Origin of the sequence: Stenotrophomonas rhizophila, from assembly GCF_000661955.1 — a bacterium.
In the GTDB taxonomy this organism is placed as follows: domain Bacteria; phylum Pseudomonadota; class Gammaproteobacteria; order Xanthomonadales; family Xanthomonadaceae; genus Stenotrophomonas; species Stenotrophomonas rhizophila.
This window is the reverse complement of record NZ_CP007597.1, coordinates 4575834-4601936: the sequence shown is the minus strand read 5'-3', so window position 1 is coordinate 4601936 and position 26103 is coordinate 4575834. Positions and strand designations below refer to the sequence as shown.

Annotated in this window: 24 protein-coding genes and 1 pseudogene; 10 read left to right on the top strand and 15 right to left on the bottom strand. The window is 68.2% G+C overall.

Annotated elements, in window-relative coordinates; genetic code table 11:
* Positions 1 to 43: 43 nt before the first annotated feature.
* Positions 44 to 421 carry a hypothetical protein gene (locus tag DX03_RS20125; RefSeq protein WP_038691585.1) on the bottom strand — a complete coding sequence of 126 codons (378 nt, stop codon included), beginning with the start codon at positions 419 to 421 and terminating at the stop codon, positions 44 to 46.
* 74 nt (positions 422 to 495) lie between these two features.
* Complete coding sequence (locus DX03_RS20120) at positions 496 to 2079, bottom strand: DNA recombination protein RmuC (RefSeq protein WP_038691582.1); 1584 nt, start codon at positions 2077 to 2079, stop codon at positions 496 to 498.
* 50 nt (positions 2080 to 2129) lie between these two features.
* Here DX03_RS20120 and DX03_RS20115 point away from each other — a divergent pair, with 50 nt between their 5' ends.
* Complete coding sequence (locus tag DX03_RS20115) at positions 2130 to 2756, top strand: glutathione S-transferase family protein (protein ID WP_038691581.1); 627 nt, start codon at positions 2130 to 2132, stop codon at positions 2754 to 2756.
* A gap of 6 nt (positions 2757 to 2762) precedes the next feature.
* Here DX03_RS20115 and nfsB read toward each other — a convergent pair whose 3' ends face one another.
* Together nfsB and DX03_RS20105 are read right to left on the bottom strand one after the other, a co-directional pair.
* The gene (gene nfsB / locus DX03_RS20110; protein ID WP_038691579.1) at positions 2763 to 3416 is read right to left on the bottom strand and encodes an oxygen-insensitive NAD(P)H nitroreductase; all 654 of its coding nucleotides are present in this window, start codon (positions 3414 to 3416) and stop codon (positions 2763 to 2765) included.
* A gap of 48 nt (positions 3417 to 3464) precedes the next feature.
* Positions 3465 to 4472, bottom strand: a complete 1008-nt coding sequence (locus DX03_RS20105) for a zinc-binding alcohol dehydrogenase family protein (protein WP_038691577.1) — start codon at positions 4470 to 4472, stop codon at positions 3465 to 3467.
* Positions 4473 to 4562: 90 nt separating this feature from the next.
* Between DX03_RS20105 and DX03_RS20100 the strand changes: the two are divergent.
* The 3 genes and pseudogenes from DX03_RS20100 to DX03_RS20090 all read left to right on the top strand — a co-directional run bounded on the left by DX03_RS20100 (position 4563) and on the right by DX03_RS20090 (position 6731).
* Positions 4563 to 5533: pseudogene (locus DX03_RS20100) on the top strand (LysR family transcriptional regulator).
* 13 nt (positions 5534 to 5546) lie between these two features.
* On the top strand, positions 5547 to 6173 hold the full coding sequence (gene leuE / locus DX03_RS20095) for a leucine efflux protein LeuE (RefSeq protein WP_038691574.1): 627 nt from the start codon (positions 5547 to 5549) through the stop codon (positions 6171 to 6173).
* 189 nt (positions 6174 to 6362) lie between these two features.
* The gene (locus DX03_RS20090; protein ID WP_244880153.1) at positions 6363 to 6731 is read left to right on the top strand and encodes a hypothetical protein; all 369 of its coding nucleotides are present in this window, start codon (positions 6363 to 6365) and stop codon (positions 6729 to 6731) included.
* 11 nt (positions 6732 to 6742) lie between these two features.
* Here DX03_RS20090 and DX03_RS20085 read toward each other — a convergent pair whose 3' ends face one another.
* Positions 6743 to 7645 carry a LysR family transcriptional regulator gene (locus DX03_RS20085; protein WP_038691570.1) on the bottom strand — a complete coding sequence of 301 codons (903 nt, stop codon included), beginning with the start codon at positions 7643 to 7645 and terminating at the stop codon, positions 6743 to 6745.
* Between the two features lie 120 nt (positions 7646 to 7765).
* On the opposite strand from DX03_RS20085, the gene DX03_RS20080 reads away from it, so the two are divergent.
* From DX03_RS20080 to DX03_RS20065, 4 genes are all read left to right on the top strand, one after another.
* Positions 7766 to 8761, top strand: a complete 996-nt coding sequence (locus DX03_RS20080; RefSeq protein WP_038691568.1) for an aldo/keto reductase — start codon at positions 7766 to 7768, stop codon at positions 8759 to 8761.
* Between the two features lie 108 nt (positions 8762 to 8869).
* The gene (locus DX03_RS20075; protein ID WP_038691565.1) at positions 8870 to 9544 is read left to right on the top strand and encodes a suppressor of fused domain protein; all 675 of its coding nucleotides are present in this window, start codon (positions 8870 to 8872) and stop codon (positions 9542 to 9544) included.
* A 64-nt stretch (positions 9545 to 9608) separates the two neighbouring features.
* Positions 9609 to 10016 carry a hypothetical protein gene (locus tag DX03_RS20070; RefSeq protein WP_038691563.1) on the top strand — a complete coding sequence of 136 codons (408 nt, stop codon included), beginning with the start codon at positions 9609 to 9611 and terminating at the stop codon, positions 10014 to 10016.
* Between the two features lie 145 nt (positions 10017 to 10161).
* Positions 10162 to 11577, top strand: coding sequence for an amino acid permease (locus DX03_RS20065; RefSeq protein WP_038691561.1), 1416 nt, complete (start codon positions 10162 to 10164; stop codon positions 11575 to 11577).
* 296 nt (positions 11578 to 11873) lie between these two features.
* Here the strand turns inward: DX03_RS20065 and DX03_RS20060 are convergent, their stop codons facing one another.
* Both DX03_RS20060 and DX03_RS20055 read right to left on the bottom strand, forming a co-directional pair.
* Positions 11874 to 13124, bottom strand: coding sequence for a dipeptidase (locus DX03_RS20060; protein WP_038691559.1), 1251 nt, complete (start codon positions 13122 to 13124; stop codon positions 11874 to 11876).
* 159 nt (positions 13125 to 13283) lie between these two features.
* Positions 13284 to 14453, bottom strand: coding sequence for a class I SAM-dependent rRNA methyltransferase (locus DX03_RS20055; RefSeq protein ID WP_038691557.1), 1170 nt, complete (start codon positions 14451 to 14453; stop codon positions 13284 to 13286).
* A gap of 414 nt (positions 14454 to 14867) precedes the next feature.
* Between DX03_RS20055 and DX03_RS20050 the strand changes: the two genes are divergently transcribed.
* Together DX03_RS20050 and DX03_RS20045 are read left to right on the top strand one after the other, a co-directional pair.
* Positions 14868 to 15824 carry a TerC family protein gene (locus DX03_RS20050; protein WP_038691555.1) on the top strand — a complete coding sequence of 319 codons (957 nt, stop codon included), beginning with the start codon at positions 14868 to 14870 and terminating at the stop codon, positions 15822 to 15824.
* 96 nt (positions 15825 to 15920) lie between these two features.
* A complete protein-coding gene (locus tag DX03_RS20045; RefSeq protein WP_038691553.1) occupies positions 15921 to 16706 on the top strand; it encodes a rhomboid family intramembrane serine protease in 786 nt (261 codons plus the stop codon).
* A gap of 7 nt (positions 16707 to 16713) precedes the next feature.
* Here DX03_RS20045 and DX03_RS20040 read toward each other — a convergent pair whose 3' ends face one another.
* The 8 genes from DX03_RS20040 to rpmH form a co-directional block, all read right to left on the bottom strand.
* A complete protein-coding gene (locus DX03_RS20040) occupies positions 16714 to 17673 on the bottom strand; it encodes a hypothetical protein (protein ID WP_038691551.1) in 960 nt (319 codons plus the stop codon).
* Between the two features lie 81 nt (positions 17674 to 17754).
* Positions 17755 to 18810: a glycerophosphodiester phosphodiesterase gene (locus DX03_RS20035; protein ID WP_051599025.1), complete on the bottom strand. Its 1056-nt coding sequence runs from the start codon at positions 18808 to 18810 to the stop codon at positions 17755 to 17757.
* 194 nt (positions 18811 to 19004) lie between these two features.
* Entirely contained in the window at positions 19005 to 19391 is a 387-nt protein-coding gene (locus DX03_RS20030) for a virulence RhuM family protein (RefSeq protein ID WP_244880152.1), read from the bottom strand.
* A 116-nt stretch (positions 19392 to 19507) separates the two neighbouring features.
* Entirely contained in the window at positions 19508 to 20857 is a 1350-nt protein-coding gene (mnmE, locus tag DX03_RS20025) for a tRNA uridine-5-carboxymethylaminomethyl(34) synthesis GTPase MnmE (protein ID WP_038691548.1), read from the bottom strand.
* A gap of 3 nt (positions 20858 to 20860) precedes the next feature.
* Positions 20861 to 23539 (bottom strand): polysaccharide deacetylase family protein, encoded by a 2679-nt coding sequence (locus tag DX03_RS20020; RefSeq protein ID WP_038691546.1) that lies wholly within the window; start codon positions 23537 to 23539, stop codon positions 20861 to 20863.
* 106 nt (positions 23540 to 23645) lie between these two features.
* Positions 23646 to 25346, bottom strand: a complete 1701-nt coding sequence (gene yidC, locus DX03_RS20015) for a membrane protein insertase YidC (RefSeq protein WP_038691545.1) — start codon at positions 25344 to 25346, stop codon at positions 23646 to 23648.
* Positions 25346 to 25837: a ribonuclease P protein component gene (rnpA, locus tag DX03_RS20840; RefSeq protein WP_081797298.1), complete on the bottom strand. Its 492-nt coding sequence runs from the start codon at positions 25835 to 25837 to the stop codon at positions 25346 to 25348. The genes yidC and rnpA overlap by 1 nt, the downstream gene beginning before the upstream one ends.
* Before the next feature lie 5 nt (positions 25838 to 25842).
* Positions 25843 to 25983, bottom strand: coding sequence for a 50S ribosomal protein L34 (gene rpmH, locus DX03_RS20010; RefSeq protein ID WP_006404565.1), 141 nt, complete (start codon positions 25981 to 25983; stop codon positions 25843 to 25845).
* Between the last annotated feature and the right edge of the window lie 120 nt (positions 25984 to 26103).

Below are 26103 nucleotides of genomic sequence, written 5' to 3'. Positions count from 1 at the left end.
GTTGGGACAGGGACGCCACGGGCGGGCCCATGGCGGGAAAGCATCAATCAACGCAGATCGTGCCCAATGCCACGCCACCGTCGATGCGCTGGCGGCAGCCGAAGTTCTGGCTGATGTCGACCTGACAGAGGCCTTGGGCCTTGGCACCCGGGGCCACCTCGCCCTGCGCCAGGCACTGGCCGGTGCAGTCGGCCTTGGCGCTGCAGGCCTTGCCGGCATCGGCGTAGGGCACCACGCACTGCACGCGTTGCAGCCGGCCCAGCGGCGTGAGCGCGCCACCGGCCTGCCGGCACGCGGCCGCGTCCAGGGTTGCCGGAGTGGCGGCAGTGGCGCCGTCGGCAGGTACGGGGGCACCCGGCGGGGTGGTACTGGCGCAACCGGCCACGGCCAGCAGCAGGGACAACAACACGGTCAGGCGCATGCGGATATTCCTTGAACGATCGACAGGTGCACAGCATGCGCGATCACGTGCATGCAGTGCATGTACGCCAGGTGTCAGTCCTGCGCGCCGCTGCTCTCGTCCATGCCGCTGTCGTCGTCTTCGCCGGTGGTGTCTTCCAGCAGGTCCTGGCTTTGCTCGGCGGTGAGCGACTCCACGCCGCGCAGGCGGCGCTCGATGGTGCGGGTCTTGCGGCTGGCCTCGCCCAGGCTGCGGCCGACCGTGCTGATCTGCTTCTCGGCCTTTTCCAGGATGCCGGCGAACTTGCCGAACTCGCTCTTGACCGCGCCCAGCAGACTCCACACCTCGCTGGAACGCTGCTCGATGGCCAGCGTGCGGAAGCCCATCTGCAGGCTGTTGAGCAACGCGGTGACGGTGGTCGGCCCGGCCACCACCACGCGATGTTCGCGCTGCAGCAGGTCGACCAGGCCGGGGCGGCGGATCACTTCGGCGTACAGGCCCTCGGTGGGCAGGAACATCACTGCGAAATCGGTGGTGTGCGGCGGCACGATGTACTTGTCGCAGATCGACTTGGCCTGGATGCGGATGGCGCGCTCCAGCTGCGCACCCTGCACGCGCACGCCGTCAGCGTCGCCCTGTTCCTGCGCATCGAGCAGGCGCTCGTAATCCTCGCGCGGGAACTTGGAATCGATCGGCAGCCACACCGGCGTGTCCTCGTGGCCACGGCCCGGCAGACGCACGGCGATGTCGACCATTTCCCCACTGTCCGGGCGCACCTTCACCCCGCGTGCGTACTGCTCCTGGGTCAGGGTCTGCTCCAGGATGTTGTCCAGCTGCACTTCGCCCCAGCTGCCGCGGTTCTTGACGTTGGTCAGCACGCGCTTGAGGTCGCCCACGCCGGTGGCCAGCTGCTGCATTTCGCCGAGCCCGCGCTGGACCTGCTCCAGGCGGTCGGAGACCAGCTGGAACGAGGCGCCCAGGCGCGCTTCCAGCGTGGTCTGCAGCTTCTCGTCCACGGTGACGCGCATCTGGTCGAGCTTTTCGGCGTTGTCGGTCTGCAGGCTCTTGAGCTGCTGCTCCAGCGTGGCGCGCATCTCGCCGATGCGGGCCTCGTTGCGCTGGGTCATCTCCTGCAGGCGCAGGCCCAGCGATTCGGCCAGGCGCTGCTGCGACTGCGCGGTTTCCTCGCGACCCTTGCGGGCGTCCTCGCCCAGGGCCTGGCGCAGCGCGACCATGTGGCTGTCGGTGCGCGTGGTCAGTTCCACCAGCTGCTGGCCGAAGGCCTCGATGCGGGCCTGTTGCTGCTGGCCGAACACGTCCAGCTGCGCGCGCATGTCGTGCAGGCGCTGGGCCAGCAGTTCGCCGGTGCGCTGCTGGGCCAGCGCGCTCTCTTCGCGCGCCTTGCGCGCATCTTCGCCCAGCGCATCGCGCAGCAGATCCAGGCGCTGGTCGGTGCGGGTGGACAGGTCGGTCAGCGCGCGCGCGAAGGATTCCAGCCGTGCGTCCTGCTGCCGGCCCAGCCCTTCGAGTTGCTCACGCAGTTCGCCGCGGCCCACCCGCGCTTCGTCGCGCAGGGCCTGTTCAAGCCCGCCGTGCTGGGAACGCCGCAGCAGGACCAGCAGCTGCAGGACGAGGACGACGCAGACAAGGCCGCCAAGGATCAGGAATTCGGTTTGCATGCACGCAAGTGTAGGCTGAGCCGGTCTCATTGGCTGCGTCGGGCGGGTACATGCTGGAGTTGTATGGGAAGTCGACCTCGATCAACGTACGCAAGGTGCTGTGGCTATGCGCCGAGCTGGAGCTCGATTACCGGCACATCGGCGCCGACGCCGGGGCGGCCGACGCGGACCTGGATGCCTGCGTGCGCCGGTTCAATCCCAACGCGCAGGTCCCGGTGCTGCGGGATGGCGACTTCGTGCTGTGGGAGTCCAACAGCATCTGCCGCTACCTGGCGGCACGCGAGAACCGGCATGACCTCCTGCCGCAGGCGCCGCAGGGTCGGGCGCAGGTGGAGCAATGGATGGACTGGCAGGCCACCGATCTCAATACCGCATGGCGCTATGCCTTCATGTCGGGTGTACGCCGGCATCCCGAATACACCGATGCCGCAGCAGCGGCAACCAGCCTGGCGCACTGGAATCGCCTGATGGGCGTGCTGGACCGGCAGCTGGCGCAGACCGGCGCGCATGTGGTCGGCAACCACTTCAGCCTGGCCGACATCGTGCTGGGACTGTCGACCCAGCGCTGGCGCATGACCCCGGGCGAAAAGCCGCTATTTCCGGCGGTGCAGGCGTGGTTCGCACGGCTGGGTCCACGTGCGGGCTTTGCCCTGCACGTGGACAACGGCGTGCCCTGACGCCGTTCAGAGCTGGGTGAACACCTGCTCGCGGGGCAGCCGCGACTTGGGCAGGCCGGCATTGAAGTTGGCCGCGCTGCCGTAGCCCAGCGCCACCAGCACCACGCTGGTGAAGCCGCGCGCACGCAGGCCCAGTTCGGCGTCCAGCACCTCGGCGTCGAAGCCTTCCATGGGGGTGGCGTCGATGCCGTGCACGCCCGCCGCGAGCAGCAGGGTGCCCACGGCCAGGTAGGTCTGCTTCTGCATCCAGTGCTGCACGTCGCCCAGGGTGTGGCGGTGCAGGTCCACGTAGTGGTGCAGCGCGCCGCGCTGGCCTTCGCGCGCCTCGGGGCTGGGATAGCGGCCGTCGGCGGTTTCCTGGTCGATCACCTGGGCCAGGTACGCGTCATCGATACCGGTGCGGGTGGCAAACACGATCACGTGCGAGGCGTCGGTGATCTTGGCGGTGTTGTAGGGCTGGTGGGGCTGCGTGGCGCGGGCGATGCGCGCCCGTGCCTCGGGAGTGCCGGCCACCAGGAAGTGCCACGGCTGCGAATTCACCGACGAGGGGGCGTTGTGCAGCACCTCCAGCAGGTCCTCCAGCACCGCGGGCGGCAGCGTGCGGGTGGGGTCGTAGGCCTTGGTGGTGTGGCGGCGCAGGGCCACCGGAGCGAGGGTCATGGGAACAAAGTCCATTGCGGGTTCAGTTGGGGGGATTCAGTAAGGGGTTCAGAAGCCTTCGAGGACCAGCTTGCCGCGCGCGCGGTGGCTCTCGATCAGGGCGTGGGCCTGGCGCAGGTTGGCGGCGTTGATGCGGCCGTAGTGCTCGCCCAGGGTGGTGCGCAGCACGCCGGCGTCGACCAGCGCGGCGACCCGTTCCAGCAGGTCGTGCTGGCGCTGCAGGTCCGGCGTGTTGAAACTGGAACGGGTGAACATCGACTCCCAGTGCAGCGACAGGCTCTTGCGCTTGAGCGCCATCACGTCGAGCTGGCCGGGGTCGTCGATCAGCGCCAGCTGGCCCTGCGGGGCGAGCGCGGCCACGATCTGGTCGTAGTGCTGGTCGGTGTGGGTCAGGCTGGCCACGTGGCTGACCTCGGCGATGCCCAGCCGCTGCAGGCCGTCGGTGAGCGGCTGCGAATGGTCGATCACATGGTGCGCGCCCAGGCCATACACCCAGTCCTGGGTGTCCGGGCGCGAGGCGGTGCCGATCACCGTCAGCCGGGTCAGCTGGCGGGCCAGCTGGACCAGGATCGAGCCCACGCCGCCGGCCGCGCCCACCACCAGCAGGGTCTGGCCCTCGCCACCGCCCTCGGCGATGCGCAGACGGTCGAACAGCAGTTCCCAGGCGGTGATCGCGGTGAGCGGCAGGGCGGCCGCAGCGGCGTCATCCAGGCTGGCGGGCTTGTGGCCGACGATGCGTTCGTCCACCAGCTGGTACTCGGCATTGCTGCCCGGGCGACCGATGGCGCCGGCATAGAAGACCGCGTCACCCGGCTGGAACAGGGTGACCTCATCGCCCACGGCATCGACGATACCCACCGCATCCCAGCCCAGCACCCGCGGCTCGGTCACGGCCACGCCGTTGCGCACCTTGGTGTCCACCGGGTTGACCGAGATCGCACGGACCGCCACGCGCAGGTCGCGCGGGCCCGGCTGCGGGATCGGCAGGGTGACGTCCTGCAGCGCGCGCGGGTCGCTGATCGGCAGGCCATGTTCGGTATAGGCAACAGCTTTCATCGGGGCAGATCCGTTCGGGAAGACGCACAGCCTGCGCTTCACGCCGCGCGCCGGAAAGGCGCAGAATCGGGCAGCACTTTCACTGTGGGAATGAAAATGGTCCGCGTCGACGATCTCGGCCTGTTCGTGCGTACCGCCGCGCTGGGCAGCTTTTCCAACGCCGCACGCGAAGCCGACCTGCTGCCCGGGCAGGTGGCCGCGGCGGTGGCCCGGCTGGAGCGCGAGCTGGACCTGCGCCTGTTCGTGCGCTCCACCCGCAGCCTGCGCCTGACCGCCGAAGGCGCGCTGTACCTGCCCTACGCACAGGAAGTGCTGGCCGCCCTGAGCGAGGGCCAGGCGCGGGTGCGTGGCGAGGATGCCGAACTGCGCGGGGTGCTGCAGGTGGCCGCGCCGTCGGACCTGGGCCGCCACGTGCTGCTGCCGTGGCTGAGCGAGTTCCGCCGCGCGCACCCGAAGCTGCAGCTGCGCCTGCACCTGTCCGACCAGGTGGCCGACGTGTTCCGCGATCCGGTCGACATCGCCTTCCGCCTGGGCCGGTTCGACAACGCCAGCTACGTGGCGCTGCCGCTGCTGCCGGGCAACCGCCGCGTGCTGGCAGCGGCGCCGGACTACCTGGCCCAGCATGGCACGCCCGACAGCCTGGAGGCGCTCAAGGACCACCACTGCCTGCTGTACCAGCTGGCCGGGCGCGCTTACGACCGCTGGAACTTCGAGGTGGACGGGCGCCGGGTGGTGGTGCCGGTGCGCGGCAACATGGTCTGCGACGATGCCGACGTGGTGCGGCGCTGGGCCGTGGCCGGCGAAGGCATCGTGTTCAAGTCGTGGTTGGATCTGTGCGCCGACGTGCGTGCCGGGCGCCTGCAGGTGCTGCTGGGCGGCGCCGGCGACAGCCTGCCGCTGAACCTGGTGTGCCCGCACCGCAAGCAGTTCTCCCCGGCCATCCGCCAGCTGCACGCGATGTTCGAACAGCGCCTGCAACCGCTGCTGAAGGATCTGCCGCGCACGGCCGGCTGACGCTATCGGGATGGGGGGTGGTGCCGGACAATGGTGCTCCCCCGTAGTCGAGTCGCCGCCATGCCGTGGATGGGCATCCAGGACCTGTGGACCTTCGTTGCCGCCGTGCTGGTGTTCCTGGCCCTGCCCGGCCCGGGCACGTTCACCCTGCTTACCGCCACCGGCCGCGGCGGCGTACGCGGCGGCTACACGGCGCTGTTCGGGCTGCTGCTGGGCGACCAGATCCTGATGTGGCTGGCGGTGGCGGGCGTGGCCGCGCTGCTCAAGGCCAACCCGCTGGTGTTCCACGCGGTGCAGTACCTGGGCGCGGCGTATCTGGTGTGGGTCGGCATCAGCCTGCTGCGCCGGCCGCGCGGCGGGGGCGAAGAAGGCGGCATCCGCCTGCAGCCCGGCCACTACTTCCGCCAGGCGGTGCTGATCAACCTGCTCAACCCGAAGGCGATCATCTTCTACATGGCCTTCCTGCCGTTGTTCATCGACCCGGCCCGCCACCAGGGCGTGGTCACGTTCGCGACCATGGCGGTGATCATCTTCGTCATGGGGCTGGCATATTGCTCGGTGCTGATCGGGGTGGGCAACCTGTTGCGACGTAGGATTCTTCAGCATCCTCGTGTAGGACTTCTACTGAAGCGCGTAGCGGGTGTTTTCCTGATCGGTTTTGGCGTGCGGCTCGGCGTCAGCGGCTGACGCCCCGCCCTGCGGGCCGATGCGCCGATCCGACGGCTCCGGTGCCGCGCGGCGAATAGCCAACGTCATCGGAACGCGTGCTTTCGATAAACAACTTGAGATTCCCCGCGACGCCCGTGCGGTGTCCAATCGGCCCCATCGCCCAACGATCGCCGTCCACCGCGACCGCGCGCCCCACGCGAGGAACCGATGCCGCCCGTGTATTTCGTCCACCACCTTGCCGGTCACCGCGAGCGCCTGCTCGGCATGGCCACCGGCCGTGTCGACCTGGCCCACCCGGCGGTCAGCCGCATCCTCACCGGCCTGCAGCCGCTGGATCGCATCGACCTGCGCGCGTGCCGGTTTGACTGCCAGGCCAGCCTGGACCTGGCGTTGCGTCGGCGCATCCGCGAGGCCGAAGAGGCCGCGCAGGGCTGGCGGGTATTCGACGCGCACGGCGTGTTGCGCTGCAAGCGCTTCCCCTGCGACGACCGGGTGGTGTTTCCCCACGGGCTGCCGGGCGATGCGCTGTGGCTGCGCACGCTGGTGGACGATCAACCCGACCTTCTCGCCGGCTGACGCGCGCCGCTTCAGCGCGCGTCCAACGCCTCCCGCAGGTGGTCGATGAACACCCGCAGCTTCGGCGCCATCTGCTCGCGCGCCGGGTAGTACAGGTGGAATCCCGCGAACGGCTGCTGCCAGTCCTGCAGCACGCAGCGCAGGCGCCCGGCGGCCACGTCGGCGGCCACCACGGCCTCGAAGGCCTGGCCCATGCCCAATCCGGCACGCACCGCCGCGTGGATCAGGGCGGTGTCGTTGAACACCAGCGGCCCGCTCACCGCCACGTCGAAATCGCGGCCGTCGCGACTGAACTCCCAGGGCATCAGCCGGCCGGTGCTGAGCCGGTGCACGATGCAGGCGTGGTCGACCAGCGCGGCCGGCGTCTGCGGTTCGCCGTGGCGCGCGAAGTAGGCCGGCGTGGCCACCACCACCTGCCGCTCCAGTGGGCCGATCGGCACGGCGATCATGTCGCGCGCCAGCGATTCGCCCAGCCGGATGCCGGCGTCGAAGCCACCGGCGACCAGATCGGCCAGCCCCGGCTCCACGAACAGCTCCACCTCCACCTGGGGATAGCGCGCCAGGAAGCTGGGCAGATGGGGCAGCACCAGCAGCTCGGCGGCCACGCGCGGCACGTTGATGCGCAGTTTGCCGGCCGGTACCGCACGCACGCTGTCCAGGTCCACGAACGCGGCCTCGATCTGGGCCAGGCCTTCGCTCACGCGCGCCAGGAAGCGCGCGCCGTGTTCGGTCAGGCCCACCCGGCGCGTGGTCCGGTGCAGCAGGCGCACGCCCAGGCTGGCCTCCAGCGCGCGCACGGTCTGCGACAGCGCCGATGGCGAGACGCCCAGGTCATCGGCGGCGCGGGTAAAGCTGGCGCGCTCGGCCACCCGGGCGAAGGCAACCACGGCAGACAGTGGGGGCTGGGAGGACATTGTGAAGCCTGCCTTCAAGGTCGATGTGGCGAACACCAGTTTATCCACATGGTGCAGCGGAGGATCCTGTGGGCACCGGCGCTCGACCGCGCCGCCCCTTCCCCGCTTCCGGAGCCTTCCATGCAGACCCGTACCCTTGGCCACCACGGCCCCACCGTTTCCGCGCTCGGCCTGGGCTGCATGGGCATGAGCGCCTTCTACGGCGGTCGCGGCAGCGATGCCGAGGCCACCGCCGTCATCCATCGCGCGCTGGCGCTGGGCGTCACCCTGCTCGATACCGCCGACATGTACGGCCCGCATACCAATGAAGTGCTGGTCGGCAAGGCCATCGCCGATCGCCGCGACCAGGTGTTCCTGGCCACCAAGTTCGGGATCAAGCAGGAGCCCAGCGACAGCGCCGCACGCAGCGTGGACGGCCGCCCGGAGTACGTGATCGCCGCCTGCGACGCCAGCCTGCAGCGGCTCGGCGTGGACCACATCGACCTGTACTACCAGCACCGCGTGGATACCCGCGTGCCGATCGAAGACACGGTGGGCGCGATGGCGCGTCTGGTCGAACAGGGCAAGGTCCGTTTCCTGGGCCTGTCCGAAGCGTCGGCGGCCACCATCCGGCGCGCGCACGCGGTGCACCCGATCACCGCCGTGCAGACCGAGTTCTCGCTGTGGTCGCGCGACCCGCAGTCCAACGGCGTGCTCGACACCGTGCGCGAACTGGGCATCGGCTTCGTGCCCTACTCGCCGCTGGGCCGCGGCTTCCTGACCGGCGCCATCCGCCGCCCGGACGACTTCGACGCCGATGACTACCGCCGCCAGTCGCCGCGCTTCCAGGGCGACAACTTCGCCCGCAACCTGGCCCTGGTCGATGCGGTCACCGCGATGGCCCAGGCCAAAGGCATCACGCCAGGGCAACTGGCACTGGCCTGGGTGCTGGCACAGGGCGACGACCTGGTGCCGATCCCCGGCACCAAGCGGCTCGCCTTCCTGGAAGAGAACCTGGGCGCGCTGCAGGTGCAGCTGAGCCCGGACGAGCTGGCCCGCATCGACGCGATCTTCCCGGCCGATGCCGCGGCGGGGCAACGCTACGCCGATGCGGCGATGGCGACGCTGGACCGGTGAACGGGCGTCACGACGAAAGGGCGGTCACACACCCGGTAGGTACCGACCGTTGGTCGGTACGAACAGGCGATGGGCCACAATGGGGGGCCATCGCCTGTGAGTAAACGGATGTCCCACCCCGATGACCTGCTGGCCCGTGCCTGGGCAGAGCGCGAAGAATCCCTGTATCCCCGCCTGCTGGGCGCCCTGGGCCCCGGCCTGTACCCGCTCGACGCGGCGGTATTTTCCACCGTGTTCGGCCAGGACAGCGTGGACCCGCGCTGGCTCACCATCGGCGTGTTCGAGTGCCCGCCCACGCCGGACCGGCCCGGTTGGGCCTATGTGAGCTCCGGGCTGTCCAACCCCTGGGATGAGACCGAGGCCGACCCGGACAGCGTGTCCGGCCTGGGCATGGAATTCCTGCTGCAGACCACCGAACGCGCGCCGTGGGCACTGGCCCTGGTGCAGCGGTTCTGCGCCTACCAGCTGCTGCTGGCCGCCGGCCGCATGGGCACCCATGCGCCGCTGGACCTGTGGGACCGCATGCGCATCGGCGCCCCGATCGACAACGCCGACAGCCAGCTGCAGGCGTTGGTGTTCGTTGCGGCCGAGCACCTGGGCGACATCCAGAGCCTGGTCAGCGGCCAGTTCCGCTTCCTGCAGATGCTGCCCCTGACCCTGGACGAACATGCCTTCGGCCAGCAGCACGACTTCGAGACCGTGGTTGAACAGCTCCAGGCCCATCACGCCGCACCGGTGGTGGACACGCGCCGCGGCAGCATTCCGCTGCAGCCGCCGGCCTGATCCAATGGCGGCCCCGCCTGCGGGGCCGCCGCCTGTCCCCTGCACCCGACACCAAGGAACGCCGATGCGCTGGTCTGCCCTGCTTCCCCTGCTGGTGCTGTTCGCGCCGGCTGCGGCCCACGCCGATGAGATCCGCTGCCTGACCGGCGGCAGCCAGGGGCAGATCCACCTGTCCTGGAAACTGCCGGCCGAGGGACAACGCACCAGCTTCGTGCGGTATGCCGGCAAGACCGCCTGGCTGCGCCTGACCCTGCTGAGCCAGGACAGCACCGAGATGGCCGAGGGCCGCCCGTGGCAGTTCGATTCGGTGTGGGAGGAGCACCTGGACGGCAAGGTGATCGGCCACTACGCGATCTCCACCCAGGGCGCGCGCATCTACGGGTTCGACTACACCAACGCCCGCACCGGACGGCAGACGACCTTCAGCGAGGACATCGGCGCGTTGACCGACACCGGCTGCCGCTGGGACTGACGCCGGTGCATTTGTGCTGTTTTCGTCACTCACCGGCACTCAGGATTTACTTACGCCCTCCTGTGACGCCCGGCAGTAGTAATGCTGCACCGCATTGGGTAAAACTCGCAGACTAGTCAGTAGCCGTCATTTACCGCGAGGTCCCATGTCATCGTTGCTCCGGCGCAAGTCCCTAGACCAAGTCACCGTCCATGAAGCCGGCAGGCGACTGGTCCCGACCCTGAGCTGGCCGCACCTGATCGCACTGGGCATCGGCGCCATCGTCGGCACCGGCATCTACACCCTGATCGGCGTGGGCGCCAACCTGGCCGGCCCGGCCGTGCTGATCTCCTTTGCCATTGCCGGTGCGGTCTGCGCCTGCGCGGCGCTGTCCTACGCCGAACTGGCCACGATGATGCCGGCCGCCGGCAGCGCTTACACCTACAGCTACGCCGCGCTGGGCGAGATGATCGCCTGGGTGGTGGGCTGGAGCCTGATCCTGGAGTACTCCCTGGTGGTGAGTACGGTGGCGGTCGGGTGGTCCGGCTATGCGGTGGGCTTCCTGCATGGCTGGGGCATCGACCTGCCGCTGGCGCTCACCGCCGGCCCGCACGTGGCCGGCGGCTTCATCAACCTGCCCGCGGTGCTGATCACCTTCGTGGTGGCCGGCATGCTGATGGCCGGCACCAAGGAAAGCGCCACGCTCAACGCCATCCTGGTGGTGGTCAAGATCATCGCGCTGACCCTGTTCGTGGCCATCGCGCTGCCGCATTTCGATACCGCGCACATGGACCCGTTCATGCCGTTCGGCTTCGCCAAGTCGGTGGGTGTCGGCGGTGTCGAGCAGGGCGTGATGGCGGCGGCGGCGATCATCTTCTTCGCCTTCTACGGCTTCGATGCGATCTCCACCGCGGCCGAGGAAACCAAGAAGCCCGACCGTGACCTGGCCATCGGCATCATCGGGTCGATGGTGGGCTGCACCATCATCTACGTGCTGGTGGCGCTGGCCGCGGTGGGCGCGATGAGCTACACCATCTTCGGCCAGAGCGCCGAGCCGCTGGCGCTGATCCTGCGCGAGCTTGGCAGCCCGGGCGCGGCCAAGTGGATTGGTGCGGCGGCGGTGATCGCCCTGCCGACCGTGCTGCTGGCCTTCCTGTACGGGCAGAGCCGCATCTTCTTCGTCATGTCGCGCGATGGCCTGCTGCCGCGAGGGCTGTCCAAGGTCAGCGCGCGCACCGGCACGCCCATCGCCACCACGTTGTTCACCGCGGTGCTGGTCGCCGCGCTGGCCGGCGTGGCCCGCCTGGATGAAATCGCCGCCCTGGCCAATGCCGGCACGCTGGCCGCGTTCACCGCGGTGGGCCTGTGCCTGGTGGTGCTGCGCGTGCGCGAACCGGGCCGCGTGCGCAAGTTCCGCACCCCGCTGGCCTTCATCGTCGGCCCGCTGGCGGTGATCGGCTGCGTGTACCTGTTCTTCAGCCTGCCCAGCAAGACCCAGCTGTATTTCCTGGCGTGGAACGTGGTCGGCCTGATCGCCTACTTCGCCTATGGGCGGCGTAACGCGGTGATCAACAAGGCCTGATTCGAGGGCGTGCCGACCAACGATCGGCACCTACCGGGTGTGGCACACGGCGGCGGTGGGAGGCCGGGCAGAGCCCGGCTCTACGCGCTGCCGGCCACCCCGTTGTGGAAACACGGCGGCGGTGGGAAGCCGGGCAAAGCCCGGCTCTACGTGCTGCCGGCCATCCCGCCGTGGAAACACGGCGGCGGTGGGAAGCCGGGCAGAGCCCGGCTCTACGTGCTGCCGGCCACGCTCCCGTAGAGCCGGGCTCTGCCCGGCTGCTGTTGGCCATGACTGCGCGGCGCCCTCGCGCCTCGTCACTTCTTCGGCGTCGCCACCTTGTCCGCATGCGCCTGCGCCTGGGCCATCACCCGCAGCAGGTTGCCGCCCCAGATGCCGGCGATCTGCTTCTCGCTGTAGCCCTTGCGCAGCAGCCACGCGGTGATCTTCGGCAACTGGCTCACATCGGGCAGGTCCGCCAGGCCGCCACCACCGTCCCAGTCCAGACCGATCCCGGCATGCTCGGGGCCGACCACCTTGAGGATGTGCTCGAAGTGGGCGAAGAAGTCATCCAGCGTGGCCTTGCGCAGCGGGTAGCGCTGATCGAGCGCGTCCAGCCCCTGCTTCAGTGCCACGCCCTGGGCGATCGTCATCCCGTCGTAGTCGCCGCCGAGCTGCTTCATCAACGCGTCCTCGGCCTGCGCGCGCTGCTCGGTCTTGCCGGTGTCGATCAGGTAGCCACCATAGGCGTTGACCTGGATCACCCCGCCGGCCTTGGCCAGCTGCTTCAGGCGTGCATCGTCGAGGTTGCGCGGATGGTTGTAGATCGCCTTGGCCGAACTGTGCGACAGCACGAACGGCACCGGCATGCGCTCGAGCAGGTCGTCGAACACCGCGTCGGAGGCATGTGACTGGTCGATCACGATGCCCAGCCGCACCGCTTCGTCCACCAGCGCCTTGCCGGCCGGGCTGAGGCCCTTCCATTCGGCGCCCTTCTTGTCGGTGGCCGAATCGGCGAACTCGTTGTTGGCGAAATGCACCGTGCTCAGCAGGCGCAGGCCCGCCAGGTGGTAGAAGCTCAGCAGTGAGGGATCGTCCACCAGCGGGCTGGCGTTCTCCATGCTGATGTAGACCACGCGCTTGCCGGCGGCCTTGATCCGCGCCGCATCGGCGGCGGTGAGCGCCAGCTGGAAGGTGTCCGGATGCGCGGCGAGCATCGCGCGGATGTCCATCAGCCGCAGCAGCCCCGCGTCGCGATCGTGCACGTGCGCGGCTTCGCTACGGTCGCCCTGGTCGGTGTAGATCGCCCAGAAGCCGCCATCCAGCGCCCCTTCCACCATGCGCGGGTAATCCACCTGCGACAGCGCGTTGTGGTCGTGCCGCTGCTGGATGTCGAAGCCGGCGCGGTGGAAGTTGGCCGGTGTATCCAGGTGGCTGTCCAACGTGAGCAGCGTCTTCTGCAGGGCCGAGGCCCGGGCCAGTTCCTGCGGGGTGAACTCGATGGCATGGGCGGCCAGCGGCGTGCACAACGCCAGCGACACCAGCAATGACAGACTGCGCAACGTCATGACGCCTCACCTTGGATGGGAAGCGTCAGACCATAGCGCTGTGAGGACAACAAACGGTAGTGCCGGCCGCTGGCCGGCTCCTCCTGGTCTGCGATTGTCTCGGGGAGCCGGCCAGCGGCCGGCACTACCCGTTGCCGAACGTAGCCGGGATCCTGCGAATCAGTCCAGCACGCGGCAGAACACCGCCTTGAGATAGCGCGATTCCTGCACGTGCGCCATGAACGGATGGTCCGGACCGGCGCCGGCCACCTTCAGGATCTGGATGGTGCGGCCGGAATAGAACGCCGCACGGCGCAGCATGTCCAGGAACTGGTCCTCGGCCACCAGGCCGGTGCACGAGAACGTGGCGAACAGACCACCGGGCTTGACCACGCCCAGCGCCAGCTTGTTCATGTCCAGGTACTTCTTCAGCGCGGTGATGACCTGGTCGCGGTCGCGGGTCATCTTGGCCGGGTCCAGGATCACCACGTCGAACTGCTCACCGCGGTTGGCCGCATCGCGCAGCCACGGGAACACGTCGGACTGGATGAACTTCGGGCGCACGTTGTTGAGGCGCGAGTTGGCCTTGGCAATGGCGATCACGTCTTCATCGATGTCGATGCCGACCACTTCCGACGCACCGCGCGCAGCGGCGTACACCGCAAAGCCGCCGGTGTTGCAGCACAGGTCGAGCACGCTCTTGCCGTCCACCTGCTCGCTGAGCCACTGGCGGTTCTCGCGCTGGTCGGCGAAGAAGCCGGTCTTGTGCGCTCCGGCCGGGTCGGCGCGGAACTTCACGCCGTACTCGGTGATCACCGAGGCTTCGGTGGTGGTGTTGCCATGGAAGTCGAAGCTTTCCTGCTTCTGCACGTGTTCGTCGGCGAAGCTGTGGAAACGGCAGCCCGGGAACTGCTCACGCAGCGCTTCGTAGATCCACTCGCGGTGGCGGAACATGCCGGCGGCGAAGAACTCCACCACCACCAGGTCGTTGTAGCGGTCCACCACCAGGCCGGACAGACCGTCGCCTTCGCTGTGCACCACGCGCCAGGCGTCGGACACCGCGTCCAGCTTCAGCACGTCGCGGCGCAGCGAGACGGCCTGGGCGATCTTGCGCGAGAACCAGCCCGCGTCGACCGGAACGGCCTGGTCGGTTTCCAGGATGCGCACGGCGATGCGCGAATGGCCGTTGTAGAAGCCCCGGCCGATCCACTCCCCGTCCACGCCGATAACGTCGACGATGGCACCGGGTTTGGGACGGACGGCCGGCTTTTCGACCAGTTTCTGGAAGATCCACGGGTGGCTGGAGCGCCAGGCGTTCTTGAGGCGGACAACGGGGGCAGGGGTATTCATGGGCGTATTGTAAACGGGAAGCCTGCAGCCCTCGGCGTTGGGAGCGACACCGCCGGCGCTCTGGGAGTGACGGCCGCAGGTCGTCAGCGCGGTAACCCCGGCCGCTACGTGATTGACGGCCAGCGGCCGTCACTACCGGTTGGGGCGTTTGGTTCAGCAGCACCGGGGCATGGAAAGGATTTGACGCCGGCCCGGCCACCCCGCAGAATCGGCCCCAGAAGGGGAGTAGCTCCCAGACGTTGTCGCCGTCAATTCGAGCCCGCAGGCTCCGGTGCAACGGCAGTCCCACCCATCGGGACTGCGAGCGAGACCTTCGCCGTATGGCGAAGCTCTGTTCCCCGGATCCCCCCGATCCTCCGTTGCAGATCCTCGCCGTCCGGCTTGAGGCAATCATTTTTCCAACGGATAAACCCAATGCAGACGATCGGTAATGTGTGGTTGTGGGGCGGCTTCGGCGCGGTGGTGATCATCGCGCTGCTGGTCGACCTCGTATTGATGCGACATGGCGGGCCGCACAAGGTCACCTTCAAGGAGGCCCTGTGGTGGTCGATCGGCTGGGTCGCCCTGGCCCTGGCCTTCAACGGCGGCCTTTGGTACTACCTGAACGAGACCGCCGGCCAGGTGGTGGCCAACAAGGTCGGCTTGGAGTTCCTGACCGGTTATCTGGTCGAGAAAGCCCTGGCCGTGGACAACATCTTCGTGTTCCTGATGATCATGGGCTACTTCGCGGTGCCCGAGGAACAGCGCCAGAAGGTGCTCATCATCGGCATTCTGGGCGCGATCGTGCTGCGTACGATCATGATCTTCGCCGGCAGCGTGCTGCTCACCAAGTTCCACTGGCTGCTCTACGTGTTCGGTGCGTTCCTGCTGTTCACCGGCTGGAAGATGTGGTTCTCGGCCGGTAGCGAGCCGGATCTTGAGACCAACCCTGCCCTGCGCTGGATGCGCAAGCACCTGCGCCTGCTGCCCGACTACGCCGGCAACGCCATGAGCGTCATGCGCGATGGCAAGCGCTGGTACACCCCGCTGTTCGTGGTGCTGATCCTGATTGCGGTCACCGACGTGATCTTCGCGGTGGACTCCATCCCGGCCATCTTCGCCATCACCACCGACCCGTTCATCGTGCTCACCTCCAACGTGTTCGCGGTGCTGGGCCTGCGCGCGATGTTCTTCCTGCTGGCCGGCATGGCCGATCGCTTCCACCTGCTGCCGTATGGCCTGGCCCTGGTGCTGGCCTTCATCGGCATCAAGATGATGCTGATCGACATCTTCAAGATCCCCACCCCGATCTCGCTGGGCGTGGTGGCCGTGATCATCGCCGCCACCGTGGTGCTGAGCCTGAAGAACCCGCCGAAGACCGGCGACGCGTAACCGACGTGCCACCGGCGGGATTGTCCCGCCGGTGGCACTACTCTCTCCCGTCGCGTTGCCCTTGTGTTCAGCCCGGGCGACGCAATCCCTAAGGGTATGAACGCCAACCTGCCCCTGCCCGCCGGCGAACCGCCGACCTCTCCCCGCAACGACCGCGGTCGCGTGCTGCGGGCGTTCAACCTGAGCCTGGCCTTCGTGCTGGTGCTGGTGGCCATCTATACCGCGCAGGGTCATTTCGACTGGCGCCCGTGGGCGGTGGCCCCGCTGGACAAGGCCGGCCTGCTTGGCATCCTCGGTGCGCCGCTGCTGCACGGTTCGGTACAGCACCTGGGGGCCAATGCCTTCGCCTTGCTGATCCTCGGGACGCTCGCCGGCAGCGTCTATCCCAAAGCCACCCTGCGCGCGCTGCCCCTGCTGTGGGTCGGCTCCGGGCTGGGCGCCTGGCTGCTGGGCGACCTGGGCAGCCGCCATCTCGGTGCCAGCGGCATCACCCACGGCCTGATGTTCCTGATCTTCGTGCTCGGGCTGCTGCGCCGCGACCGACCGGCCATTGCCGCCGGCCTGATCGCCTTCCTGTTCTACGGCAGCATGCTCATCACCATCCTGCCGCACGAGCCGGGGGTGTCCTGGCAGTCGCATATGGGCGGTGCGTTCGCCGGCATCATCAGCGCGCTGCTGTTCCGCCTGTCCGACCCGATGGCCCCGCGCAAGCGTTACAGCTGGGAAGAGGAAGACGACGAGGACGACCTGCAGCTGCAGCGTGACAACGACCTTGAACCGCCCTCCCCGCACCGCGTGCCGGTGCTGTGGCAGCCGCGCGAAGGACAGGACTTTGTGGTCCTCCCGTTCCGTCCGCGCGATCCGGGTGCGCCGCGCGAATAACGGCGGCTCACTTCGGGGGCTTGATCACGCCGGTGGCACTGATGCGCAGGCATTGCCAGGCGATGTAGCCCACCACCAGCACTTCCACCACGCCGAACAGCGTGTGGACCGAGAACGCCATGGGGCGCTCGTCCCACAGGTAGCTGTGCGATCCGGTGCGGAATCCGCTGACACGCAGGCGTCCGGTGAACAGCGCCGTTCCCACGGCCAGTGCCTGGGACAGCTCCAGTACCGCCAGGAACAGCCCAAACAGCGCGACCACCGCACGGGCAAGGAGGCCGATCCTGTCGTTGGGGTCGGACGCATTCGGCGCATTGGGGGTGGACGCTTTCCGCACCACGCGGGGTGGCGGGGCATGCACCGCGTTGAATGCCTCTGCGCGCCGTCGCCAGGCCGGTAGTGGGGCCACCGGGCGGGCGTCTGCACCGGCAGCATCCCGTTCAACGCGGGTGACTGCCACCTGCAGGTAGCCGGCAACTTCGCCAAGCCACCGCTCTGTCGACGGTCGGCCCGGCAGAAGCGCGAAGTTGCCGGGGCTGAGGCAGTGTTCGCGTCCGTCGGGCAGGATCATCCAGAGCGTACCGATGGCTGGCCGGGCATCCTTGCGGACGCGCAACTCCAACGCGGTGGGTCGGCCAAGTGCGAACTGCTCGACCTGCTCACGCAGGCCCAGCAGCATCCGCCGGCGGCGTTCAACCACGTCGTTGCGCCGGGACAGGGTGAGGATCTCCCGCGGCGCTAACGACCAAAGCGCCAGCAGGCTCATCGCGGGCGGCAACAGCATCGCCAACCCTGCCAGCAGCGTATTCACCAGTGAGCCGGCCTTCATTCCCGCCATCAGCGCCGCCGCGGGGATGCCGAAGCCGATGGCCAGGAACATCAGCACCATGCCACCGAGCACATGGTTGTGTGAGCGAATGCGTAGATCGCCGTCCGGCGTGTGTTCGTAGCGATGCCCGATCAGCATGCGACCTCCTTGTCTGCCGGGCACGGTAACGCGCGCAGCGCGCGGCCGGCAAGCACGGCTGGGGCATGGCCCGGTCGGTACCTACGGGTTTGCCACCGCCGTGCCATCGCCATCCACCGCGCGCCGGCCCAGCGCCGGATCATCGGTGAAGAAGGCATCGATACCGGTGGCCAGATAGGCGCGCATCTCAGCCACGGAGCCATCGGCGTTGCGCGCGTTCGGTTCGCCCTTGCGGAACTCGGCGGCCTGGAACGGGTTCTCCGGGCGGAACGTGTACGGAACCACCATCAGCCCTGCCGCGTGTGCATCGCGCACCAGCGACGTAGGCGTGCCGAGCGTGCCGGCGGCGTCCAGCGGAATGATCAGACGCAGGCTCGGGCCGATGCCGTCGGCATAGGCGGCCACCTGCTCCAGCCCGGCCGGGGTGATGATGTCGGCATAGCGCTGGCTGCCCTTGGCGGCCAGCACGTCGCCGGGCTGCTGCTTCGGGTCGCCGATCAACTGCAGCAGGCGGATGTTGGAATCGGGTGCCAGCTTGCTGCGCAGGTAACGCAGGTTGCCCACCTCGAACGACTGGATCGTCACCGGTGCCACGCGGGTATAGGCGTTGCCCTGCAGCGTGGCCAGCACCTTGTCTTCCATCGGCAGGCCGATGCCCTTGAAGTAGGTGCCGTGCTTGATCTCCGGCACCAGCCCGATGCCGCGGTTGGCGCGGCCGGCCTGCTGGACCAGGAAGGCGATGATCTCGTCCAGGGTGGCGATGCGGAACTGGCCGTCGAAGGCGGTGCTGCGCAGCTGCGGCAGGCGCTCGCGGGCGTACAGCGTCTTCAGCTCGGCCAGGGTGAAGTCTTCGGTGAACCAACCCTCCACGCGTTCGCCGTCGATGCTCTTGACCGTCTTGCGGCTGGCGAACTCCGGGTGCGCGGCGACGTCGGTGGTGCCGCCGATCTCGTTCTCGTGGCGGGACACCAGCACGCCGTCCTTGGTCATCACCAGGTCCGGTTCGATGTAGTCGGCGCCGTCGGCGATGGCCTGGGCATAGGCGGCCAGGGTGTGCTCGGGCAGCAGCGCACTGGCGCCGCGATGGCCGTACACCGCCGCCTTGCGCGGCGCGGGAGGGGAAGATTCAGCGCTCATGGCCACCGATGGTGCCACGGTCAGCGACAACAGCAAGGCACAACCCCACGACAACTTCGACACTGCAAACCCCTGTTTGATGCGGCCCGCGCCAACGCGGCCGGGCGTGGATGGACCGGCGCATTGTGGTGGTGCGGTGTGACAGGGGGAAGAAACGGCACGCGGAAGGGCCGATGGACGTGGCAGAACCGGCTTCAGGAATCCTCGCCGGGCTGCCCTGATGCGCTACCAACCGCTTCCACCGCCTTTATCACCTTGTCGAAATCACTTTCGAACAATCGCGGGCTGATGGCATCGAGGTTGTAGTGGTCCACGCCTCGGGACACCGTGCGGCTGCCTTCCTGCTGAACTATCCGGAATTTCCGGAGGGTTGCCGCTGGGGTCAGCTCTTCGCTGTCAAAGATATTCTTCAGATGTTCATTGACCGTCCGAACGTCCACGCCGAACAACGCGGCCATCCGCTTCTGCGACAGCCAGATCGAATCGTCCTCGTAACGGGCCTCGATGCTCTGATCGCCCGTCTGGCTGGTGAAGATCAGGAACTCGACAGTACTGTTGCGGATCAATGTTGTCGTGCCCATCACCGGATCCTCAAAGGGGCTGTCACGCGACTGGGGCGTACTCCGGGGAGTCTGGTCGGTCTAACGCCGGCAAGGTGTGTCTGATGACGCACTTTCGGCGCTGACGATCATAGCCCCTACTTCCCGATGCAGAAGCTGGAGAAGATCCGCCCCAGCAGATCATCGGCGCTCATCCGCCCGGTGATCTCGCCCAGTGCCTCATGCGCCAGGCGCAGTTCCTCGGCGGCCAGCTCCAGGTGTTCGTGGACCAGCTCGGCTTCGGCGCGCTCGGCGTGGCCGATGGCCAGCACGATGGCCTCCACATGGCGGGCGCGGGCGGAGAACTCGCCGTCCACGCTGTCGCCGGCGCTGCCGCTGGCCAGTTCGCGCAGGCGGGCGTGCAGGCGGTCCAGGCCCTGGCCGGTGGCGGCGGAGACGTGGACGACGTTCGCCTCGCTGTCGCCGGGAAGGTGCTCCAGCAGGTCGCTCTTGTTGTGGATCCACAGCTGCTGCGGCACGCCGGCCAGGGCGTCGGCCACCGCGGCATGCCCGGCCTGCGGGTCGCGGGCGTCGAGCACGATGATGGCCAGGTCGGTGCGCTGCATCTCCACGTGTGCGCGGCGCATGCCTTCGCGCTCGATCGCGTCGCCGCCGTCGCGCAGGCCGGCGGTGTCGACCAGGGTCAGTTCGAGGCCATCGATGCGGATGGTTTCACGCAGGGTGTCGCGGGTGGTGCCGGCGATGTCGGTGACGATGGCGCGCTCGCTGCCGGCCAATGCGTTGAGCAGCGAGCTCTTGCCGGCGTTCGGCGGGCCCACCAGCACCGCATGCAGGCCATCGCGCAGCTTGCGGCCGCGCTCGGCATCGTCGCGCAGCTGCCCCAGCGCGCGCAGCGCCTGGCCCAATCCGGCCCGCACCTGTTCGCCGCCCAGCGTGTCCAGCGGCTCGTCGGCGAAGTCGATCGCCGCTTCAACATGGATGCGGAGCAGAACAAGCTGTTCTGCCACCTCGTCCACGCGGCGCGAGAACACCCCGTCCAGCGACCGCCGCGCAGCGCGCGCTGCGCGGGTATCGCTGGCCGCGATCAGGTCGGCGATGGCTTCGGCCTGGGCCAGGTCGAGCTTGCCGTTGAGGAAGGCGCGCTCGCTGAATTCACCCGGCCGGGCCTGCCGCGCGCCCAGCGCGATGCAGCGCGCGACCAGCTGCTGCAACACCACCGGGCTGCCATGGCCCTGCAGTTCCACCACGTCTTCGCCGGTGAAGCTGTGGGGGGCCGGGAACCACAGCGCGATGCCATCGTCGATCACCTCGCCCTGCGCATCGCGGAAACGGGCGTAATGCGCCTGTCGCGGCTGCATCGTGCGCACGCCGATGGCATCGGCGATGCCGCGCGCACGCGGGCCGCTCAGGCGCAGCATGCCGACGCCGCCGGCACCGGGCGCGGTGGCGATGGCAACGACGGTGTCGATGTTGGACGGGGTGGTCATCGCTCAGAGCTTCTCCAGCTGGGCGCGGGCCTGGGCCGCGGCGCTGCCCTGCGGTTGCAGGGCCAGGTAGGTGCTGTAGGCCTGCTTGGCCTTGGCCTTGTCGCCGGCATGGAAGTAGGCGTCGCCCAGGTTGAAGTGGGCCACCGCCCGCGAGGGATCGATCTTCAAGGTGTTCTCCAGCCAGCGTGCCGCTTCGGCATAACGCTGCTGCCGGTAGTACACGAAGCCCAGGTTGTTGGCGGCCTGGGCGAAGTCCGGACGCAGCTTCAGCGCTTCGGTGAACTGGGCCACTGCCTCGTCGTAGCGCTTCTCGCGGTACAACTGCAGGCCGCGGTCGTTGGCCTGCTGCGCGCGCTGGCGGTCGGACGTCGGCGCAGCCGCCGGCACCACCAGCGTGCTCTTGCCGCCCTGCAGGTCGGCCACGGTCACCGGCGCTTCGTCCTTGCCCTTGGCGTCCTGCGCCGCGTCGACCTTGTTGTTCAACGCGATGGCGTCGGCCGACAACTGGCGGGTATCGGCGGTGAGGTATTCCTGGCTGTCGGGCACCTGGAACACGAACTCGCCGCCCTGCGACCCCGGCAGGCTGCCAAAGGCGGGCGTCTGCTGCGACACCGCCGACACGGCCGGGGCCACGTACGCGGCCAGCTCGGTGCCGGTGATCAGTCCGTCGCCGTTGAGGTCGCCCTTGCCGGCCAGGGCCTGCAGCAACACCCAGGTGAACACCGAATGGCCGTTCGGGCCGGCATCGGCCACCTGCTGGTCGGCGCCACCGGCGGTGAGCATCTGGCGCGCGCTGCGGCGTGCGTTCTCGCGCAGGAACGCCGACGACGAGGGCCCGCCGCGGGTCAGGCCGAGGCCGCTGTAGCAGGCGTCCATCACGAACATCACGTGCTTGGCCTGCATGCTCTCGGCGATGTTCTGGATGTCGGTCATCGCGATGGCATCGGTGGCGAACTCATCCGGGTTGGAATCCACCGGGATGATGTAGCCCAGGTCACGGCCCGAGGCCAGGCGGCGGGTGGCGCCATGGCCGGCGAAGAACACGAACACCCGGTCATCGCGCCCGGTGCGGTCATCGGCCAGGCGATCATGGAAGGCGGCCAGGATATTGTTGCGGGTGGCCTGCTGGTTCTTCAGCACGATCACCTGCGACGACGGGAAGCCGAACTGCCCGGTCAGGGTGTCGGCGATGGCCTGTGCATCGTGGCTGGCGTACTCCAGCTTCGGCCACTTGGCGTAGTCATCGATGCCGATCACGATCGCCCAGGACTTCTGGTAGCCGGTGGTGACGGTGGCCGTGCTGCTGGCGCCCTTGCGCGGGCGGGCCACGCTGAAGTCGCGGCCATTCCAGCCGGCGAACTGGTAGCCATCGGCAATCAGCCGGTCCAGGATCTGCGGCAGCGCCTTGACCGCGCGGTCATGGATGTCGTGGAACAGGATGATGCCGCGCTGTTCCTTCTGCACCTGGTCGACCACGCGCTGCACGATCGACTCGGGCACCGGGTCGGCCCAGTCCATCGAGTCGATGTTCCACATGATCGACTTCAGCCCGGCCTCGTTGAGCAGCTGCAGGCCTTCAGCGTTGCGCGCGCCGTACGGGAAGCGGAACAGCGGCGCGCGCTTGTCATCCACGTCCTTGAGCAGTGTGTCGGTGGACAGCACCTGCTCGCGCAGCGCATCGCCGGTGGTGCGCGACAGCTGCGCGTGGGTCAGGCTGTGGTTGCCCACTGCGTAGCCCTGTTCCATCAGGTTGCGGCTGATGCCGGCCAGCGGGCCCAGCGTGACCTTGCCATCGGCCTGCACTTGACCGAGGTTGCGGCCCACTTCGAAGAACACACCGGGCACGTCGTAGCGCTGCAGGATGGCCACCACTTCGTCGGTGTAGGCCTTGTGCGGGCCATCGTCGAAGGTGAGCACCACGGTCTTGGGCGGCAGGTCGCGGCCGAAGATCTCGCGGTCGCTGTCCTTCATCGACATCGGGTACGGCTCGATCACGCCGTAGTCGCGCAGGATGTCGGCGCGGCGGTACTGCGCGTGCAGGTGGGTGATGTAGTCGTCCCACTTCTCGCGCTTGAGCGCGATTGCCCGGGTGCGGTCGAAGCGGCTGAAGATGCGGGTGATTTCCTGGTTGTAGGTGCGCTCGATCTCATCCAGCGCCTCCAGGTCTTCCCCGATCCGCTGGTGCAGCTTCACCGCAGGCAGCGAGGAATCCTTGCCCACGCGCTCGTGCAGGTCGCGCAGTACTTCGCGGAAGGCCAGGCGGTCGGCATCGAACAGGTCCGGCGCCGATTCGATGTAGTCCAGCACCGTGCCCAGGGAGGCGAAGCGTTGCGGGCTCGGGCTGCGCAGCAGCGTGTCGAACTGGGCGGCGATGGCGGCGCGCTGCGCCAGGCCGTCGTGGAACAGCTGCTGGCCGATGCGGCTGGAGGTGGCGCGATCGGCCGGCGACTGCTGCGCCTCGTCGGCCAGCAGCACGATGATGCGGCGGTGGCCGTCGAGCTGCTTCTGCAAGGCCGCCAACAGCGGCGCGGCCGCCGGATCCGCGGCGGCGGCGGCCGCCTGCGCGCGGGGCGTGGCCGGCGTCTGGAAGTCGGTCGCGTCCTGCCGGCCACAACCGGCCATCGCCAAGGTCAGCAGCAGCACGGGCACGGGCAGACGGAACAGCGACGACGCAGGGGGCATGGGGGGACTCGGGGAAACGCGGCAACGGTGGCGGGGATTGTATCGCCGCCAAAGAAAAACCCGCCGGATGGCGGGTTTTTCAGGGGCAACCAACCAGGGGTCGGTTTTATTTCTTTTTGATCGGCGCGGTGGTGGCCGGCACCGGGTCGCTGCCGTGGCGCTTGGTCATCCACCACTGCTGCAGCAGGCCCAGGCCACCGTTGACCACCCAGTACAGCACCAGGCCGGACGGCATGAAGGCCATCATGACGCCGAACACCAGCGGCATCATCTGCATCATCTTGGCCTGCATCGGGTCCATGCCCGGCGCCGGGGTCAGCTTCTGCGTGGCCCACATCACCGCCACGTTGATCACCGGCAGGATGAAGTACGGGTCGCGTGCGGTCAGATCCTGGATCCAGCCCAGCCACGGCGCCTGGCGCAGTTCCACCGATTCCACCAGCACCCAGTACAGGGCGAAGAAGATCGGCATCTGGATCAGGATCGGCAGGCAGCCGCCCATCGGGTTGATCTTTTCCTTCTTGTACAGCTCCATCATCGCGGTCTGGAACTTCTGGCGGTCATCGCCATAGCGTTCCTTGAGCTGCGCGATGCGCGGCTGGAAGCGACGCATCTTGGCGCCACTCTTGTACTGCACCGCCGACAGCGGATACAGCACCAGCTTCAGCAGCACCACCAGGCCGACGATGGCCCAGCCCCAGTTGTTGACCACCTTGTGGACCTGGTTCAACACCCAGAACAGGCCCTGGCCGATGATGGCCATAAGCGAGAAGCGGCTGTAGTCGACCACGCGGTCCAGGCCCTTCACGTCTTCCTTGGCGAGCAGGTTGACCAGCTTCGGGCCCACCCACAGACGTGCCTCGGTGCTGGCCTGCTGGCCGGCGGCCACGGTGAAGGCCGGGCCGGTGGCCTGGATCTGGTCGCGACCGTCATGCTGGGACAGCACGTAGTTGGCGGCCTGGTCCGGCTGCGGGATCCACGCGGTGAAGAAGTGGTGCTGCAGCATCGCCAGCCAGCCGCCGGTGATGGTGCGGTTGAGGTTGCCGTCGTCCAGGTAATCCTTGAACGCGCGACGCTCATAGCCGTCCTGCGGGCTGAACCAGGTCGCGCCGTTGAAGCTGAACGAGTCCGGGTTGGTCATGCTGCGCGACAGGATGGTCGGGGTGCGGTCCAGGGTGCGGTACACGTAGCCGTTCCACGGCGCGGTGCTGCCGTTGACCACTTCGTCCTTCACCTTGATCGCGTACTCGTTGCGGCCCAGGGTGTAGGTACGGCGAATGGTCACGCCGTTGGGACCGTTCCACACGAACGGGATCTGCAGTTCCTTCTGGTCTTTGCCCAGCACGAAGTCGCGGCTGTCGCCGACCAGCTTGAAGCCATTGGCTTCGGGCACCGGCATGCTCTTGTCCTGACTGGTCCAGCCGCTCACCGCGCGATACGGGTGCGTGCTCTCTTCGGTCAGCAGGCGCACCGGCGGGCTGCCGTCGGCCTTGGTCTGCGGGAACTGCAGCAGCTCGGCGTCCAGCACCGTGCCACCGTCCAGCACCAGGCGCAGGACGTCGGTGGTGACGGTCACGCGGGCGGCGCCGGCCTGGGCCTGGGCGGCCGGCTGGTTGGCCGGTGCGCTGCCCGGGGCCTGTGGCACCGTCGCGCCCGGGACCGACCCGGCGGCACCCGGCACGGTCGCCTGGGTCTGGGCAGCCACCGTCGGGGTGGCCGGCGCGGCCTTGTCGCGGCCCCACTCCATCCACAGCAACACGGCCACCATCAGCCAGGCAAAAATCAGGAAAACGCGGGTCTGGTTCATCAGCGGGCAGGCTCGACGGGGCCGGCAGGTGAGGCCGGCTCGGACTGGGAAAGGGGTGCAACGCCCAGGGGCGGCGGCATTGTGCCGTCCGCGCCCGGCATGGGCAATGCGCCAAGGCGGCGCAGCAGGCGTTCAAAGGCCTGACGGATGTCTGCATTGCTGGCGGTACGGGCGGCGCTACGGGCAACGACGACAAAATCGCCGGCACTCATCCACGGCCGTAGGTGGCGTGTGGCATCGCGCAGCACACGCTTCACTCGGTTGCGACCCACGGCTCGGGGATCGACTTTGCGCGACACGGCGAGACCCAACCTGGCTGGCGTATCGCTCTTCAGCCAGTGCAGGGTCATCAGCGGATCGGACACACGGCGGGCGCCGTTGAAGACCGTTGTATATTCGGCACGCGTACGAACCCGCGCAGAGCGAGGAAATCGCTTGCGCGGGTCGGAACTGCTCACAGTCAGGATTGCGTCTGCCGCGGGAAGCGGCATTGCAATCAAGCGCTCAGGACTTTACGGCCCTTGGCGCGGCGACGCGACAGGATCTTGCGGCCGTCAGCGGTCTTCATACGGGCACGGAAGCCATGGTCGCGCTTACGCTTGAGGTTGCTGGGTTGGAAAGTGCGCTTGGTGGCCATGCGGGCCTCTATATGAAGGGGACGGAAAGAACCGGAAATTCTATAGACCTGACCAAGGTGCCGTCAAGTGTCTGGCACTACGGGATTTCATCCGGCTGTGCAATAGCTGTGGATCATTTT